This is a genomic window from Nostoc sp. UHCC 0302 (genome assembly GCF_038096175.1).
Classification (GTDB): Bacteria; Cyanobacteriota; Cyanobacteriia; order Cyanobacteriales; family Nostocaceae; genus UHCC-0302.
In genome coordinates this window covers 109,752-126,126 of the sequence record NZ_CP151100.1, presented here as the reverse complement: position 1 = coordinate 126,126, position 16,375 = coordinate 109,752, and the positions used below count along the sequence as shown (strand labels likewise).

General features: G+C 38.6%; 26 protein-coding genes and 1 pseudogene. 13 read left to right on the top strand and 14 right to left on the bottom strand.

All coding sequences use genetic code 11. From position 1 onward, the window contains the following. Positions 1-198 precede the first annotated feature (198 nt). On the bottom strand, positions 199-1,197 hold the full coding sequence (locus WKK05_RS37040; RefSeq protein WP_341531590.1) for an IS630 family transposase: 999 nt from the start codon (positions 1,195-1,197) through the stop codon (positions 199-201). A 440-nt stretch (positions 1,198-1,637) separates the two neighbouring features. Between WKK05_RS37040 and WKK05_RS37035 the strand changes: the two genes are divergently transcribed. Beyond that, complete coding sequence (locus WKK05_RS37035) at positions 1,638-2,549, top strand: transposase (RefSeq protein WP_341531589.1); 912 nt, start codon at positions 1,638-1,640, stop codon at positions 2,547-2,549. Positions 2,550-2,816: 267 nt separating this feature from the next. Here the strand turns inward: WKK05_RS37035 and WKK05_RS37030 are convergent, their stop codons facing one another. Further along, complete coding sequence (locus WKK05_RS37030) at positions 2,817-4,304, bottom strand: IS1380 family transposase (RefSeq protein WP_341531588.1); 1,488 nt, start codon at positions 4,302-4,304, stop codon at positions 2,817-2,819. Positions 4,305-4,388: 84 nt separating this feature from the next. Here WKK05_RS37030 and WKK05_RS37025 point away from each other — a divergent pair. Beyond that, a pseudogene (locus WKK05_RS37025) lies at positions 4,389-4,808 on the top strand (transposase); the annotation flags it as partial. Between the two features lie 65 nt (positions 4,809-4,873). Beyond that, entirely contained in the window at positions 4,874-5,200 is a 327-nt protein-coding gene (locus tag WKK05_RS37020) for a hypothetical protein (RefSeq protein WP_341531587.1), read from the top strand. A gap of 302 nt (positions 5,201-5,502) precedes the next feature. Here WKK05_RS37020 and WKK05_RS37015 read toward each other — a convergent pair whose 3' ends face one another. The 5 genes from WKK05_RS37015 to WKK05_RS36995 form a co-directional block, all read right to left on the bottom strand. Continuing rightward, a complete protein-coding gene (locus tag WKK05_RS37015; RefSeq protein ID WP_341531586.1) occupies positions 5,503-6,156 on the bottom strand; it encodes a hypothetical protein in 654 nt (217 codons plus the stop codon). 101 nt (positions 6,157-6,257) lie between these two features. Then, entirely contained in the window at positions 6,258-6,605 is a 348-nt protein-coding gene (locus tag WKK05_RS37010) for a hypothetical protein (RefSeq protein ID WP_341531585.1), read from the bottom strand. A gap of 65 nt (positions 6,606-6,670) precedes the next feature. After that, positions 6,671-7,030 carry an HNH endonuclease gene (locus tag WKK05_RS37005; protein ID WP_341531584.1) on the bottom strand — a complete coding sequence of 120 codons (360 nt, stop codon included), beginning with the start codon at positions 7,028-7,030 and terminating at the stop codon, positions 6,671-6,673. 156 nt (positions 7,031-7,186) lie between these two features. Next, positions 7,187-7,309, bottom strand: coding sequence for a hypothetical protein (locus WKK05_RS37000; RefSeq protein ID WP_341531583.1), 123 nt, complete (start codon positions 7,307-7,309; stop codon positions 7,187-7,189). A 99-nt stretch (positions 7,310-7,408) separates the two neighbouring features. Next, positions 7,409-8,368, bottom strand: a complete 960-nt coding sequence (locus tag WKK05_RS36995) for a S1/P1 nuclease (protein ID WP_341531582.1) — start codon at positions 8,366-8,368, stop codon at positions 7,409-7,411. Positions 8,369-8,568: 200 nt separating this feature from the next. On the opposite strand from WKK05_RS36995, the gene WKK05_RS36990 reads away from it, so the two are divergent. Continuing rightward, positions 8,569-8,844 (top strand): HU family DNA-binding protein, encoded by a 276-nt coding sequence (locus tag WKK05_RS36990; protein WP_341531581.1) that lies wholly within the window; start codon positions 8,569-8,571, stop codon positions 8,842-8,844. Here WKK05_RS36990 and WKK05_RS36985 read toward each other — a convergent pair. The 4 genes from WKK05_RS36985 to WKK05_RS36970 form a co-directional block, all read right to left on the bottom strand. Further along, complete coding sequence (locus WKK05_RS36985; protein ID WP_341531580.1) at positions 8,822-8,977, bottom strand: hypothetical protein; 156 nt, start codon at positions 8,975-8,977, stop codon at positions 8,822-8,824. The genes WKK05_RS36990 and WKK05_RS36985 overlap by 23 nt on opposite strands. A gap of 247 nt (positions 8,978-9,224) precedes the next feature. Further along, a complete protein-coding gene (locus tag WKK05_RS36980) occupies positions 9,225-9,350 on the bottom strand; it encodes a hypothetical protein (protein ID WP_341531579.1) in 126 nt (41 codons plus the stop codon). An 18-nt stretch (positions 9,351-9,368) separates the two neighbouring features. Continuing rightward, positions 9,369-9,503, bottom strand: coding sequence for a hypothetical protein (locus tag WKK05_RS36975; RefSeq protein ID WP_341531578.1), 135 nt, complete (start codon positions 9,501-9,503; stop codon positions 9,369-9,371). Positions 9,504-9,662: 159 nt separating this feature from the next. Further along, positions 9,663-10,172, bottom strand: coding sequence for a DUF393 domain-containing protein (locus WKK05_RS36970; protein WP_341531577.1), 510 nt, complete (start codon positions 10,170-10,172; stop codon positions 9,663-9,665). A 330-nt stretch (positions 10,173-10,502) separates the two neighbouring features. On the opposite strand from WKK05_RS36970, the gene WKK05_RS36965 reads away from it, so the two are divergent. The 6 genes from WKK05_RS36965 to WKK05_RS36940 all read left to right on the top strand — a co-directional run bounded on the left by WKK05_RS36965 (position 10,503) and on the right by WKK05_RS36940 (position 12,988). Continuing rightward, positions 10,503-10,682 (top strand): hypothetical protein, encoded by a 180-nt coding sequence (locus WKK05_RS36965; protein ID WP_341531576.1) that lies wholly within the window; start codon positions 10,503-10,505, stop codon positions 10,680-10,682. 384 nt (positions 10,683-11,066) lie between these two features. Further along, positions 11,067-11,297: an EF-hand domain-containing protein gene (locus tag WKK05_RS36960; protein WP_341531643.1), complete on the top strand. Its 231-nt coding sequence runs from the start codon at positions 11,067-11,069 to the stop codon at positions 11,295-11,297. Between the two features lie 218 nt (positions 11,298-11,515). After that, positions 11,516-11,791, top strand: coding sequence for a hypothetical protein (locus WKK05_RS36955; RefSeq protein WP_341531575.1), 276 nt, complete (start codon positions 11,516-11,518; stop codon positions 11,789-11,791). Positions 11,792-11,803: 12 nt separating this feature from the next. Continuing rightward, positions 11,804-12,058 (top strand): hypothetical protein, encoded by a 255-nt coding sequence (locus tag WKK05_RS36950; protein ID WP_341531574.1) that lies wholly within the window; start codon positions 11,804-11,806, stop codon positions 12,056-12,058. Continuing rightward, positions 12,055-12,462: a type II toxin-antitoxin system VapC family toxin gene (locus WKK05_RS36945; protein WP_341531573.1), complete on the top strand. Its 408-nt coding sequence runs from the start codon at positions 12,055-12,057 to the stop codon at positions 12,460-12,462. The genes WKK05_RS36950 and WKK05_RS36945 overlap by 4 nt, the downstream gene beginning before the upstream one ends. A gap of 250 nt (positions 12,463-12,712) precedes the next feature. Beyond that, positions 12,713-12,988, top strand: a complete 276-nt coding sequence (locus tag WKK05_RS36940; RefSeq protein WP_341531572.1) for an HU family DNA-binding protein — start codon at positions 12,713-12,715, stop codon at positions 12,986-12,988. Positions 12,989-13,006: 18 nt separating this feature from the next. On the opposite strand, the gene WKK05_RS36935 is transcribed toward WKK05_RS36940, so the two are convergent. Next, positions 13,007-13,171 (bottom strand): hypothetical protein, encoded by a 165-nt coding sequence (locus WKK05_RS36935; protein ID WP_341531571.1) that lies wholly within the window; start codon positions 13,169-13,171, stop codon positions 13,007-13,009. Here WKK05_RS36935 and WKK05_RS36930 point away from each other — a divergent pair. Beyond that, entirely contained in the window at positions 13,170-13,502 is a 333-nt protein-coding gene (locus tag WKK05_RS36930; RefSeq protein ID WP_341531570.1) for a hypothetical protein, read from the top strand. The two genes, WKK05_RS36935 and WKK05_RS36930, sit on opposite strands and share 2 nt — an antisense overlap. A 46-nt stretch (positions 13,503-13,548) precedes the next feature. On the opposite strand, the gene WKK05_RS36925 is transcribed toward WKK05_RS36930, so the two are convergent. Beyond that, positions 13,549-13,716, bottom strand: a complete 168-nt coding sequence (locus WKK05_RS36925) for a hypothetical protein (protein ID WP_341531569.1) — start codon at positions 13,714-13,716, stop codon at positions 13,549-13,551. A 285-nt stretch (positions 13,717-14,001) separates the two neighbouring features. Between WKK05_RS36925 and WKK05_RS36920 the strand changes: the two genes are divergently transcribed. After that, positions 14,002-14,889 (top strand): DUF1186 domain-containing protein, encoded by an 888-nt coding sequence (locus WKK05_RS36920; protein WP_341531568.1) that lies wholly within the window; start codon positions 14,002-14,004, stop codon positions 14,887-14,889. Between the two features lie 282 nt (positions 14,890-15,171). Beyond that, complete coding sequence (locus WKK05_RS36915; RefSeq protein WP_341531567.1) at positions 15,172-15,675, top strand: hypothetical protein; 504 nt, start codon at positions 15,172-15,174, stop codon at positions 15,673-15,675. Positions 15,676-15,953: 278 nt separating this feature from the next. Here the strand turns inward: WKK05_RS36915 and WKK05_RS36910 are convergent, their stop codons facing one another. Beyond that, the gene (locus WKK05_RS36910; protein ID WP_341531566.1) at positions 15,954-16,322 is read right to left on the bottom strand and encodes a hypothetical protein; all 369 of its coding nucleotides are present in this window, start codon (positions 16,320-16,322) and stop codon (positions 15,954-15,956) included. Positions 16,323-16,375: the final 53 nt, after the last annotated feature.

Sequence of the window (16,375 nt, the reverse complement as noted above, 5' to 3'; positions counted from 1 at the left end):
CTTGCACTTAGAGGCAAAGGTTGAGAAGGAAGGCATTTTTTGAGGCTTTTAAGGCACTTGTCCAATTGCGCGTTCGTCTTTAACGTTGGCGCAACCATGCCAATGTTGTACTGTTCCACCCATAAAACCTGTCAAAAAGCTGCTTCTTAACCCCTGCTTTAATAAATGATTATCTTCAGATAATGACCGTATAAGTATCTATGCAAAATTAATTATGTATTTTTCTCCAAAATCTCGAATGACTTTTTCAACATAGTTAACTAAATTTGACCAACTAGAGTATGCATCTATTTCTATCCATTCATATTTGATAAAACGCCAGAGAATTTCTATTAAATTTAATTGAGGGGAGTAGGATGGTAGCCAAAATATTTCTAATTTCTTCTCTTGCCACTCGCTAATTTTTTGCTGGATTTTTTTGCTTGTGTGAAAAGACGCTTTATCCATAACTACAATGGTTTTTATTTGAAGATTTCCAGCGAATTTATCAAGACAAGAGATAACGACATCACTTGTAACATTTCCTTCAAATATATAGGCATCTAATTCTTGAGCACAATTCATTAATCCTAGTACATTTAGGCGACGACTACGACTACTATCAATTTTAATATTTTCTCCTTTTTCTTGCCATCCATAAGGTATATAAGGTGTTAAACAAAATCCGGTTTCGTCTAAATATCTTAAATCAATTTCCCCAGATTTATCTTGTTGTTTTAGAACAGTGAGTTCCTCCTGTTTTTCCTTATATTCCAGTGGGTCTGGCTCTCCTGCTAATCCCCTTTTAAATCTCCTCCATGTCATTTCAAAGTTTTTTAAAATTCGTTTTACTGTATCTTTACTAACTTTGACTCCCCAGAGCTCTTCAATTTGAGCTAATACTTTTCCTAAATTTTTTGGTGATTGTTTTACCCACTCTTTGATTTGGAGCTCTTGAAGTTCATTAAAAATTGGTTTCCTGCCTCGCCCTGGGCGATTATATAGTCCTAACAATCTGTATTCTTCCCAATCATTCATCCAATTGTATATGGTTCCTCGAGTGACTTGAAAAATTTCCATCAATTCCGAAATTGTTTTTCCTTTATAGCTCAACAAAATACAGTGCGCTCTCTGTTTTACTTGATAATGAGAACTTTGTTTATATATTCTGTTAAGTAATTTGATTGTATCAATATTTAAATCTTTAATAAATCGCATTTTTTGACCTTATTGACAACCAGAAGATATTTTAAATTACTATTTACATAATATAAAATTAATTTTGCTTAAGTACTTATTAACTAATAAGTCTATGTTTTTGTAAATACATAAGTTCAAGTCTGAATGAGGGAAGAAAATGAAGAGTTTCACCTGTTTGACATCGGTGAGAGGTTAGAATAAAGTAAATTTTGTCAATCAGTTAAAATACTCAAAAAAACTTTAATGAAAATGATAATCGTGCGTGGGGGAGGGGAAGGAGGCGAGCGACACTCGCCTCCTTCCTCTCTATTTGATTATCATTATCTATAAGTTTTTAACGGCTAAAATGTGAGGCAAAAAAGTATTGTAACGAGAGAATAAATTTTTCAAAAGTGAGTTTCATTATTATTGTAAATTCAGTAATCAAATGCGGTAATGAAAAGTGCTTGTTGACTACTATGCCCAAAGCTGCAAAACGAAACTCCGACCACGCGCAAAAGCATAATACTCCTACCATAGATAATGAAGCGATTGCGTCGCATTTAGAAGAGTTACTAACTCCAGCTATCTTTGCTCAACAAAAATACTATAAGCAGTTAGGTTTACGAGATAGAATTATCAACCTATCCTTCATGGTAGCAGCAGTATTAACTTTATTGTGGCGACAAGTTCCTGGAGTTCAAGAATTAACAAGGCTTTTAGCAAGAGAAGATTTATTGTGGTGTCGTTCTAGAATAATTGCTCAACAATCTCTTTCTGAAAGATTTTTAGTATTCCCATCTGAATTATTTGAGCGAGTATTTAAAGATTTACTACCTCAGTTACAACTTAATTGGCAACGACGGCTGAAGCGACCACTTCCTGATAGTGTTAAATTTGCACTTCTTAATTTTGAACGAATTTGGATAGCTGACGGGTCTACATTAGAAGCCTTATTCCGAAAGCTAAAAAGCCTAGAAGACTTGAAAACAGGTCAATTAGCAGGAAAGATTTGTACAGTTATTGATTTAGTCAATCGCTTACCTATTGAAGTTTGGTTTCACACTAATCCTGCTGCATCAGAAACTAACTTTGAAGCTCCATTGCTGAAACTACTACCTGCTAAAACTCTGATCTTACTTGATAGAGGTTTTTATCATTTCCACTTTTTACAACAACTCATTAACCAAGAAGTTCATTTTATTACTCGTTTAAAAGCCAAAGCATCTATTAAGTACTTAAAAATTTTCAGCTATGACCATTCAGTTAAAGACCGATTGATTCAACTTGGAACTGTTCGTCGTGGTGCACCAGTGCTTACTTTACGTTTAATAGAAATTAAGGTTGGTAAAACTAGCTATTCTTATATTACCCGGATTTCTCACAAGTGAGAAAAAAAATGCTTGGATTAGCCAAATTTAAGATGATTTAATTAATACATCATCAAAATACCTCCAGAACGTGGGCAACTCAAAGTAAAGACCGACCCCATTAAAGATATATAAAATACATCAAAAGCAATAAATACTGAAAAGACTAACTTCTAGTAATAAAAATTGATATGCCAAGTCATGGGTTTAAATCAAGTAAAATAACCCTAAAAACCAGCTATTAAAAATCAAAATCAGTTATTACTTATGAATTCAATTAGGTCATTATCAGCCAGGGCAAGGTAATTGAGATAAACTCTTATAAACCATTGCGAAAATCTCTTTATAAGGGCAGGCACTACTAATTGCGATTAAAATTAGTCGTTGACTAATAGTAATGACGGCTCCTAGCTTCAATAATTTTGTGCGTATAGTCTCAACAGTTGCATTTTTGAATTCCGTCTTTGCTAAACATTGTTCTCGTAGAGCATTCATCAAAATATAAGCAATAGACGCAAACCACAAACGTAATTGATTTCCTTCAAACGTATGGGTACTTGTTCTATCACTATGTAACCCTAGCTTTTGTTCTTTTAAACAATTTTCCATATTCCCGCGCGGGCAGTACTTTTGAGTATAAAGTCGCCCTGGCGGGATTTTATTAACAGGGAGCGAAGTGACTACAAAGCGAGTATCGACTTCTTCATAGCTATATTCAACTTTGGCAACAACACGACGACTATGGCTCCAGCTATCTAGAGTTTGATAGTCAAGAGAACAATACCAAACTGAGTTATTAACAAATGCTGCTGCATCATTTGTTAAATCTGGTGATGGGGAGAATAAGGTTTCAAAAAAATCGACTATCGGTTTAAGCCTTCCTGAGTATTCTTCAGATGCACGATGCTTTATTGATTGAGATAGCTGAATTAGCCTCGGATTTTGTGCCAGTCCAAACACATAATCAATTTCAGTTTGAGATTCACACCATGACATAATATCTTCTCTAGAATAAGCGCTATCTCCACGAATAATAATTTTCACATCCTTCCATCGTGAACGTATTATTTTTATGACCCGTTGTAATTCTGACAATCCCCCTTCTGCTGGGTCTACGTTAGATGCACGAAGTTTTGCTGCTAGTATTTGTTGACCGCAGAAAATATAAAGTGGAGCATAACAATATCCCCGATAATAGGGATTAAAAAATGTTTCTTCTTGATTACCATGAACTAAATCATCAGTAACATCTAAATCCAAAATTATCTCTCGTGGAGGTTTTGGGTAGGATTCTAAAAATATTTCAACCAAAAGATTTTCTATCGCTTCTGCATCATGTTCAATGCGGTGATATCGACTATCCACTCTTGATGATACGTTTTCTGGACAATGCTCGATACGATTTAAGGTACTTTTTCCCGCCAATGTAATTGATTCTTGCTCCGAATTAATCACTTTTCCAACTGCAAGTGCAAATATCGCATCATGGCGTAGAGTTTCGTGGTCATTTAAGTCTTCATAGCCCATGATTAAGCCATATATTCTTTGTGCAATTAAGCTATTAATTGGATGCAGAATTTTATTTGGCTCTCGGTAGTCTTTGAAACATGCTGCCAGCCGTGATGTTATTTCTCTTTTTCTGTCCAGTTCCGCAATTAGTATTAGTCCTGCATCCGATGTTACAGGTTTACCCTTGAAATTAACTATAACTGGACATGACTTTACAGGTTCAAATCTGAACTGTTCCGGTATACAATCGTTTTTATTTGGGGTCATACTTCAAACTGCTGAAACTCTTTTGCAATATACATTTTGGCAGTTTTTGACCCCTATTCCTTCAAGCTTTGTGAGAAATCCGGGATTACTTCTGTCCTCGACCCACAAATCTTACCTCCTTACGTTGTCGCAGATTTATATCGCCGAAGATGGAGAGTTGAAGAAGCTTTTTACGTGGTCAAGCGTTTATTGGGACTGTCATATTTATGGACTGGTTCTATTAATGGTGTGAAGTTACAAGTGTGGGCAACTTGGCTCTTTTATGCAGTATTGGTTGACTTGGGAGATGCGGTTGCAGACGAATTATCTTTGCCATTTGACCGCATTTCTTTAGAGATGATTTTTCGTGGTTTATATCATTTTAGTGTCGCCTATGATAAAGGTAAGGCGGATGACCCAATTAAGTACTTCGCTGCCAAAGAAAATCAAGATTTAGGAGTAGTTAAAGCCCTGCGAAAACCAGTCTCCAAGCTGGATTTATCGCCTTTTCCCGCACCCTCTTGACAAAAGTGCAATCACTCTAACCTCTCACTGATGCCTGTTTGATGATTGTCGGGGCAGTATTGTCGATGAGTACGCCAGCATTAGCTGAAAGTCGTGCGGTTAATATCAGTATTGGCAGTATTGGTGGTGCATTAGATAATGCCGCTTTGCGAACAGTTCGCCAAGTTATCGGGTTTGCGGTTGGTACTGGTACTGTTGATAAATTTATTGTATATAGCCCAAGAGAAGGCGCTCCAATTCCCATCGAAGGTGGGTTATCTGCTTGTGCTGAAGCTGGCTTCGGCATAACTGATGCCAGATTTAAGGCTTTTATCCAGCAGTTGCGTTCAATTACATCCCGCGAAGGAACTTTCTTGAATGTAGAACCTACTGCAAGCTGTAGACTCAACTAGGAATTTTGTTACTTAACCTTCTTGGTCGCTTTTGGAAAACATTATCCAAGCCTGATTCTGAAACTTTGAATTAGTCAAAGTTTAAAGCTTTATTTTCTCCTAGAACTAAAATTTTCCGCAAAAAGCTGGAAAATAAAGCTCTTAGAGTTTGTCACAAAACAACCTTCCTTCTTTTTAGTTAGAAATGCTTTCTTAGTAAGCTTTTTAGGTAGCAAATTGTAAAAGTTGTTTCTTGACAGGCTCTTAAAGGCTTTTAGGCATTGGTTTCTCCCAAAGTGACAGAACAGGGTTATGTTCTTTTATCAGCTAGAAGTGGGCGTATTTCTTTGCCGTCGTAGCCAAAAAGCCGCCCCCATCAAGCCTATAAGAGCCGAGGTAGTGGCAGTATTTGGCTCTGGAACTGTTTCCTCAAATACCTGGATAGTTCCATTTACTTTCGATGTGCCTGTGGTAGGAATATTTGGGTCTAGACTGATTTGATAAACTTCCTCAAGTGTGAGTGTGCCGACAGCGCCTTTAAATAAACCTTCGCCACTAGTAATAGTAAAAATATTTGTAGCAGTCCCTTTTGAGGAGAAGAAGTCAATTACTCCAGTAGCGTTATTTGTGCCAAACAATTTATTACTGCCTTTACCAAACAACACTACTTCGCCTACTGGCAAGCCTTGTAAGCCAAATGTAACAGCATCTGTGTTAAAACGGAACTCTCCAGTAGCAAAGTTAATTTGGCTGTATGTTAAACCGCTAACTTTCGTTAAATCATAAGCAGCATCAATACTTTGCCCTGAAATAGTTGTTGCTGAAACATCCAACGTGACAGGCTTAGATGTGGAGAATACGTCATAAGTGGCATTGAATTTGTAATTAGTTTGTGCTGTCGCACTTTTTATATCTAGCCCAAAACCAATTAAAGCCAAGACTGCTGGGACAAGCCATGCAATGTATGAATGATGCATTATTAAGTGGGTATTTAAAAGTAAAAACATTGACTATAAGAATACAGCAATATTAAAACGTCTTTGCCTTACCCAGCATGGTTGCCCCGACATCTGCCACATTATTCCTCCAAATACTCTGCCACTGCGGTCAAATCTGACACTGCTTGATTTAGGCGATCTAACATTATTTCGATTACTTCTGGTGGGGCATCAACGATTTGTAGTTTTTCTCGAATATGACGGTTTAGGGCTTCTATCCACAGTGACAATTCTGTGTGACGAATTGCTGTCAGTAGTCCCATATTTCTCAAAATAGCCAAATGAAACCCAAGTTGATTTTGGGAGCTGTAGCCCAGGTATCCGTCCCAGAGTTCCAACTTTTCGGGAGTAAATTCTTCATACTGCTCAAATGTAATTCCTGCTCTTTCTAGTTCGGGTTGTGGCAGTAGAGGTTGAGGGTTAGTCATAGTAATGTTTGCAATAACTGATATCACCCTTGCTTACTACTCTAAATTCAAGAGCGTATCTATCATTAGGGTACAAGTCGTGTGATCGCATATTCGCCGGGAGCAACGCGCTTACGCCATCCTACCTTATTTTTTAGCGATGGACTGATACCCGCTTCCCTGGGGAAAAGCTTTCTTACCCAAACCAAAAATTTCTGCATTTGCGGTTCATCTTTAAGCTTGTCTAAAGTGTTGAGTTCAAGGGCTAGCAGCTTATTATCGAATAAAACATGAATCTGGCGATGGCAGGCAGAACAAATATTTGCTGTTGGGCCTGGGTCTTGTTTTTTGCGTTTGGTATTTTGTCGTGGAACTAAGTGATGGACAGTCAAATATTCCATCTGTCTTTGGCAGAGTTGGCATTGCTTTTGTTGATTATTGGCCATTTCTGGATAAACGTAATGTTTACCCTCAACTGGGATACCAGAACACGAATGTGCTGTTGCAGTTTTAGTTAACCAATAATTTAGAAACGAAACGGTATGCCCAAGAAATTAAAACTTACCATCACCGCTTTTTGTAGCATGGTGTAAGAGCTTTGATTACTGTAAGCGCTTTTTAATACTTGACAACCCCGTCGTTCCTGAACTTTTTAACGATTCTGGCGGAAACCTCAGATGATGCGATCGCACTCCCAATTTTTCCTCTCTACGAGACGCAATCATGCGAACGCTTGTATTTTTAGGGTGAGACGATCACTCTAGTAAAATCAAAAACCACCCACATCATGTAAGTGGAGAGCAAAAGAGATTGTATATCTTTTATCACTTGCCGAACAGTTTGTTAAGCACATCAGCTAGACGGTAGCCTGCCAAGCTCATCCGACGTTCTGCTATTGGTTTGGCGGTAGCAGCATAATTTGGCGGTAACGGCTTTCCATCACTTTTATCACTACTGCCAGAAAGTTTCCCATTGAGATATGCTTTTTGTTTAGCGATATTAAAACTCTCTACTTTTGCCCAATTATTAAATTGAGTTTCTCTTAATTCTGGTAATTTACTGCGTTGATAGGAGGCTCTTATCTTGGTTGCGGTGTTGCGAACAGTTTGAAAATTTTCTGAGCCTAGTATGAGGTCATCCCAGAATTTATGCAAACTAATTGTTTGACTATCTGGTTTAACTCTAATATAAAAACGTGTACCGCCTCTATCACCTTCTGGTTCTGGATACTGGTTAGTAATTAATTTGGTGGTATGCAATGGCTGATGCACATCTCCTACTAGATGGAATAGCCAGCATATCGCAACTGCTTTTTCGCTGTTAGTGGCATTACTTTGAACAATATCAAGATTTTTTTGAAAAGCAAATATAATATTTTCTTCACCAGGAATTTGACGAGGAATTGAATTTGAAGAACTGCCTGGTTGATAAGGAAAATTTATGTAGTGCCAAGTAGGGTGATCAAATGTTTGATTGCCACGGGCTTCATCTGGCCATTTTGCCGCCCACATAAACAAGTACAAATTTTTATTTTCAGCAGAAATATTAGATTGTTTGAGGGAATTCCACTGCTGCTCAAATTTAGAGTATTCAGGGTGTTCTTTTAAAATGGCAACCATTTTCTCAATTACTTCTTGATGATTCTGCTTGAGTTCGCTGTAGGTGATCGCTCCTGAAACCATGTGTCCAGACTTATTCCAAGCAAAAGCTGGGTACTGCCAAATCAGGATTGTTGATAATAGTGTTAATAAAGAAAACTTAGCGAAAGAATGTAACTTCAGCATAAAATTCTTTGTTAGAAAATACAGCTAAAGTATAGGTTGCATTCAGGTAAGTTAAGGTTAAATTTGCATGAGAGAAATAAATCACCCTACACAATACTCATAGCCTACGGCGGGTGGGTACGCCATTGCACTCTTTGATTTTTTGTACATAGCAAGTGTACTGCTTTGTCACAAGCGATCGCTATACTTCAGGGTGATTTATGAACAAAGGCGAACTAGTGGATGCTGTAGCAGCAAAAGCCAACGTCACAAAAAAGCAAGCTGATGAAATCATCAGTGCTTTTTTAGAAGTCGTGACAGAGGCTGTAGCAAATGGGGAGAAGGTAACGCTGGTAGGGTTTGGCTCATTTGAGCGGCGGGAACGCTCCCAGCGCGAGGGGCGTAATCCCAAAACCCAAGAAACAATGACCATTCCAGCTACCAAAGTTCCTGCGTTTTCTCCAGGTAAGCTGTTCAAAGAAAAAGTAGCACCATAGATGCATTGGCTTTACCACTAGCAATCACAATTGCTCCTCCCACTGTCGCACTGTTATAAAGGCAGCATGGGGCAACGTGAGTGTGGAATTGCAGATGTTGCACAAGTGCGATCGCTGTGTTGATTTTGGGCATTTAATTGTGTTTACTCAATACAGCTATGTTTAATGGATTCGGTCACCCTAAGAAAAAATCAGTGCTTGAGGATAATGAACTGACCACAGAGACGTAAAATATGAAAAACTCAGCATTACATAGCGATATTTTCAGAGATGATTTGCTCATCTCAAGTAAGTTATTCGCATAGGAATGATGAACAAAAAATTTATTTTTCTAGTTTCAGCTTTTGGGCTAAGTGTACTTATAGGGGCCTGTCAGTCTACTACAGAGGCTCCAACAACACCACCAGCATCACCATCACCCTCAGCACCATCTGTAACTCCAGCCAGCCCCTAATACTAGACATTGCTACTGTGGAGAGCAACTGGAGTTCCGAATTAGTTACCAAATTAAATCATGCTGTGGTTTAAGGCAGGTTCAACCGTTTACGCACACCAAAGTCAAACAGCTTGTCTGGTAGTATCGCTCTGAGGCGAGGTAACCATTGTGCCTCATAGCCAACCAACACAGTAGTGTAATTGTGGTGAGGAACTTGAAGCAATACGGAAAACTGCTTGAGTAGGAGTAGAGCAATCGCCCCGACATTCCCCTACTCCTGCACCATCACTACCAATTTTTCCAGCAGCGCCTCAATGATGTGCTACACCTGTTCACCTGTGACTTCAGTTTTAGTAAAACATCGTTTATTGTGAAACTGGGCTTAGTCATCTCCATCCATTAAGCGACAACGGCTTTGGGTCTTGCAAGCAAGTCGAGAAGAACGCTCTCGTACAATAGTCGCTAAATCTGGTCGTCCTGTTAAGAAAAGTCGCCAATCTGCCCAAATTCCATATAGGAAGTCGGCAATAGCACCGATAACTGGTAAGGAAGTTGCAGCATAGACCCAACCCATCCCCAGAATTTCGTAAATGCGATGGAAAACCTCAACATTTTTAACTAGCGTTCCGTCTGGCAACACAGCATGAATACGCCCCATTGCAGTTTCATAGTCAACATTGCCATGTGCTTGGGGGCTGTAGTCATCAGCTGCAATATCTACAAACGCTACCAGTCCTCGACCTGCGTCCCGCTTCTTCAAAAAGTTAACCTCACGCAGACACAAGGGACATTGACCATCATACAGCAGTTTGATTTTCCACGACGGCAGAGTGGATGAAGGCTGGTCTAAAGAGCTATTACAACCGTAGGATTGGATTTGTGGTGAGGACATTTTGGAATCTTAACTAAATTTATTTCCTTACATAAAGCGTAACGCCTCTAGAATTATAAGTAATGACTAATATGAATTGAAAACGTCTCTTATCATGTGAGGTTTTGAGAACTGCCAAAAATTATGCTTTTAGAATAATCAACGAAATTATAAGAGTTTCAACATTTAATTAACATTAAATGTAAATATCTAACTAACAAAAATTCTACAATCTTACCCGCAGATAAGAATATTCAGATGCCTGAAATCTAGAATAACCCAGAATTTCCGGAACAAGGTATATGCCAGGACATTATTATTAGCTTTATTATTTAGTTAAGTGAAGAAAATATGATTAATAGAACTTGGCGTCAAACAAGATTTTCCGAGTTAATTAATATCGAAACAAGAAAAGCCATTGAAGAAAAACAATTAGAATATTCTAAAGTTTTTTACCTTAACTCACATCTTGCACCAAGAAGAATTGATGTAATTTTACTACTCAGTAAAAATTTGAAACCATTGATTTAGCGTTAAAAACTTATATAAATGAGGTAGCTTTATCACGCATCTTTTTACTTTACCTGGGGTTGTACGTAGAGGTGCAAGATATGAGTTAATATTGATTTATAGAATCAAAAACAACTACTAGCTTGGCGAATTAAGACCACTTAATCGCCCTGATCACCTTATCCCCATACATTATCTCATCACTCCCCAGGATGACGAAGCTCTTTAGCACTTCTTAAGGCAAACGAGAACAAAACTTAGTGTGATAATAAGCACAGGTGAGTAAATAGAAGTCAAACTTAAAAAGCGATTAAGAATAAGTGATTAAGTTTTTATTAACTGTTCTTGTGTCTTTGTTAAAATTCTGGGATATTAAATTGAAAAATGAATTCAGATAAAAAAATTATGGCAACTGAGCAAGAGCTTCAATCTCTTTTTAATACCTTGGATAGCGATCAAGATGGCAAAATTTCTAAAAATGAGCTTTTTTTTAGCCCTGGCTTAAGTGCGATCATTTCGGCAGAAACGGGTGTGAGTAGTCCCCAGGAATTGCTAGCTATGCACGGCGATAAAGACGGTAGTATTACCTTTGAGCAGTTAAAGAGAGTTGTTCAGGAAACTGGAAATTTAAGCTAACAGTCAAAAACAAGGGTATCTTGCCTCTGTCTTTGCTCTTATCACCCCTGCCTTTCCAAATAATAAAATGTCCCGCTCTATCAAATACATTTTGGATAAGCCCAAGGACTGGTGGGCGTTGCGCCTCCAGGTGCAACGCGATAGCAGGGCATTTTATTTTCTGGAGATTCCCCCTAACCCACCCCTTGTAAGAAAGCCCTGCAAGGAGTTTTTAGTATGTGTGGAATGGATTGTACCTAAGAGGAGTCATCCCCATTCCTGGGGGCAAGGAGCTTGATTTGCGATGGCGGAACGCAAGCGCCAGAGCTGATTGCATTAGTAGATTACAGGAGAGCGATAAACTAGAAGAAGCTGCTCATACTGTGTTAAAGCATTTAGGTGAGGTGAAGCGACTGTATTTGACGGCGTTTGAAGAGAAGCTGTTGAATTTGATTGAGTTTGAATACGGCAACATAGATGAGATAGTACTTAATTCTCAATCAACCAAGGACTAGGAGAAAGTAGTAATGCAAAGTATTAAGTTATGTTCTCATGTTGGTGCTGATGGCATTTTGCACCTTGAGATTCCCGTTGGCATCACAGACAAAGAAATGGAAGTCGTGGTGATTTATCAACAGATAGAACCATCAGCACCCTCAAAAACACCTCAAGAATTGGGATGGCCACCAGGATTTTTTGAGCAAACAGCCGGAGCATTAGCAGATGATCCAATCCAAAGATATCCCCAAGGTGAGTATGACACTAGGGAGCAATTCGAGTGAGATATTTGTTAGATACTAATGCTTGTATTGTTTATCTAAATCGTCCGATGTCTAGTGTAAGGCAAAGGTTAGAGTCGCTCTCACCCGCAGATATTGCTGTTTGTTCAATAGTAAAAGCTGAACTATTTTATGGTGCAATGCGAAGTAACAATCCAACACGGACTTTAGGACTACAAGAAGCATTCTTGAATAATTTTATATCGTTGCCCTTTGATGATCGAGCCGCTCGGACTTTTGGCATAATACGGGCAGAACTAGCAGCACTCGGTACACCAATTGGCCCTTATGATTTGCAAATTGCAGCAATTGCGTTAGTGAATAACTTAACACTAGTGACACACAATGTAGAAGAGTTTCGTCGAGTTAATGGACTTGCAATTGAAGATTGGGAGCAAGAACTTTAGAGATAATTGTGCAAAATCTGCGGTTCGGCACGTATGAAAAACGCAAATAATCTAGCTCAATCTTTTGCTGACTGTTTGACTACAGTAACTGCTCTGCTAAAACTCAACTGGCTGTACCCATTAATTCAAAGTCGCCACAGCAGTAGCTGTGCATTGTTAACTTTGGTATGCTGCTTGATTGTTATTCATTTTCCCCTTTCCTAACTAGGGGTAATAATGCTAGATTTTCTGCAATGCTTCAGGGTGATTTATGAACAAAGGCGAATTAGTGGATGCTGTAGCGGCAAAGGCCAACGTCACAAAAAAGCAAGCTGATGGAATCATTAGTGCTTTTTTAGAAGTCGTGACCGAAGCTGTAGCGAATGGGGAGAAGATAACGCTAGTTGGGTTTGGCTCATTTGAGCGGCGTGAACGCTCCGAGCGCGAGGGGCGTAATCCCAAAACCCAAGAGACAATGACTATTCCAGCTACTAGAGTTCCTGGATTTTCTCCAGGGAAGCTGTTCAAAGAAAAAGTAGCGCCATAGATGCATTATTGCTAGTGGTCAAGCAATCGAATCACTGCTCCTGCTGTCGCGCTCGATTTTCTCAAGACAGCGTGGGGCAACGGCAGGGGGGACGTGGGTGTTGGGTTGCAGATGTAAAAAAAGTGCGATCGCTGCATTTATTCCGGGCATTCTGAAAAGATAGCGTTTACTCAATATAGCCATGTTTAAAGGATTCGGTCGCCCAAAGAAAAAATCAGTGCTTGAGGATAATGAACTGACCACAGGGATTGTAAAACATCCAGTAACGGGACTTTGGCAGACATGGATATCATTTACTGGACATGATATTCAATGTATTACTGCCCACAACAATCGAGATGAGGCTAATCTCTTGGCTAAACAAATAGCCTCAGCTTGGAGTGAAGGGAAATACAAAACCCAAGAAGAGGTGACAGCTTTTATCCAATCACTGCCAACTGATGCTGTCATAGACCCATTGCCTCAAAATATTGTGATGCAATTGAGTCAACAGGCATTAAGTGCAAAGAAGTAAGAAAAAGCGATGGATGGCTATACCAACGCGCCTGGGTGATCGCACCTTACGCTGAATCATCCATCCAACCCGTATTCTGAGTTGGCGCAGTCCCAATGCACCCAATAGGTATAGTTCCGGTCAAATTCACCGTCACACTGGGGACATCTGCCAGTAAACGTAGGATAGTCTGCTGCAAGCATCTAGATTCGAGATCAGAACGTGTTAGTGACAATATATAGTCCCTTGACTGTACTCAACCATCAATTATCATACTGAAATTGGACTTGCAGTTGGTTTTTTGTAGGTAAAAGTTAGCCCAAAAGATAAGAACTAACCCTAGCACACAGCAAACTAAGCAAGAGTTTAATAAAGTTCTCACCCTTGCAACGTCAGTGAATTTTTGATACAAAAAGTGTGAACTGTGGAGATACTAACCTTGGTAAACTAGTTTTAGTTTGAGGAAAGTTAAGGACTTGAATCACTGCCGTTTATTAAAAAGACAGCTAAATTTGAAAAGATGGAACTAGAAGAAATTTTATCCCAATTAGAAAACAATACAGGGAAATTTCCCCGTTTAGCTTTAGAAAGAGCTATTGAAGAACGAACAGCGATAACTCCCATATTATTAACAGCTTTAGAAAAGTTCAGTAACAACCCGGAAGAGTTATCAGATAGAAATGATTACATACTACACATTTATGCTTTGTATTTACTAGCACAATTTAGAGAACCATTAGCATATCCTTTAATCATCAAGTTTTTTTCGGCTCCAGGTGAAATCTCAATGGATCTGATCGGAGATATAGTGACTGAAGATTTAGGGAGAATACTTGCTTCTGTTAGTCACGGAAACATTGAACCATTAAAACAAATAATAGAAAACCAACAAGTCAACGAGTATGTGAGAAATGCTGCTTTAGAGTCGTTGCTAGTTTTGGTAGCTCAAAGAGTTACTCCTAGAGAAGAAGTTATACAATATTATGCCAAATTTTTCTCAAATGGAGTTGGGGAAGAATTTGATTATATTTGGACTAATTTAGTAACCAATAGCGCCCAGCTTTGTGCAATTGAACTTAAGCCACAGATTGATAAAGTTTTTGAAGAAGATTTAATTGACCAGTTTTTTATAGAGCAGGAAGATGTCAATGATTATTTTGAACTGGGGATAGAAGGGGCTTTAGAAAAACTGCGGGATAATTCGCGTTACTCTTTTATTGAAGATGTGATATCAGAAACGAAAAATTGGGACTGTTTTCAACAATCAAGGTTTCCACAACTGGATACCCTCTATATTAACCCAGACGAATTAATTTCCTGGACACCAAAAAAAGCTAAAACTCAAGCTAAAAACAAGAAAAAAATGCAGGCACAATCTCGTCGAAAAAATCGCTCTAAGAAAAAGTGAGTAGCTTCTAACCTTAATAGCTATATTTTGACTAAGTATAACTATTAAATAAGTGTGCGTTAGAATTTAACTAATGGCAACTTCATTAATTTAAGACGAGATCAAGCCATCTGAGATAAAAAGTAGTCAAGTGGCGAAGTTTTTGTAAGTAGGATAGTCGAAAACTTGCTGACACACACAGATTCTAGGTAAGCAAGAGAACTACTGTCAAAGAAACTGTATACAAACAGTAAAATTCCAGATTGGTGATGCGTAAGATTAATATTTACAGGAATCAAAACTATGGCTAAGGTGACAATTTCAATTGGGCTAACTGATGCAGAAATCAAAGCTTTATCGGCAATGCAGATTTCGGAAAATGAGTCATTAAATCACACAGCGACAAGACTTCTCCAGGGAATCCTGGGTCAGTCAAAGGCTGGGCTGGCGTTATCTGATGGTGATGAGATTAAGGAAATAGTTAAACAGGAAGTAATTGCTTTAGCTGCATCTACACCTGATGGGGAAGAGATAAAACAGGTGATTAGGCAGGAATTAGCCGAAGCGATCACCCAGATAAAGGGTTTAATAGATGAGCGTAATGGTGGAGTTGCTCTACCCATACAAGAAGACAGTTCTGTTGAACAGCAAGTCGTACCAGATTATTCAGCAATACGCGAAAATATCCTTTCTAAGTTGAAAACAGGCAAGCAGTCGGCAGCCAAGGCAATTGACGCTTTTATTGAGGAATTGAGTGCTGCAAAGGAGCAACAACAGCCAGCAGATGAAGAATTAGGTGTAGCTTAGAGAGGATTTTTCTGCTGACGGCTGGTGTCAAACAGTAGGTAGGTGGAAGAGATGTTTGAGATGCGTGCAGTCTAGAATCTTATCTACACCTCCTCCTCTCGGCTGTAAGTGTTCAAGAATTGGGAACAAAGCTATTATCTTTATTAACTGTTAATCTTGATACTTGTTCAAAAGTTTGATAGAGGCAAAGGGATTTATCTGAAGGGGTATAGGGTATTGGAATAATAGAATACTGCGGTTTGAAAATATAAAAATTGTTTTGAGTCAGAGAATTTATTTTAAATATTTCCTACTTGTTGAAGTTGTCGTTTAGTCTCACTCTCATAGTTACTGATAGCTCCAATGACTTGAAAAAGTACATTTACAGTATCATTAAGTACTATTTCATTCGAGTCATCAATAGCTTCAATAACTTCAAAAAGTACATTAGCAGTTTTGTCTAGGATCATTGCATCCAAAGCTGTAAAATCTTGAGAAGATTCAACTTCATGAGTGTCTTGCATAGTTTGTGATTGTCGCAGGGTTTGTTGGCATCCTTTAAGGATTTCCCGAATCTCTGATGTCGTCAATGTAATTTCCATTATTGTTGCTTTTTGTTTAGATAATTTCTTCAAACAATGCTCAACATTTAGCAAAGGTTCTGGCATAGGCTTGAGCGTCTAGTTCTATAATCGGTGTCATTTCATTTAAATGATGTCAG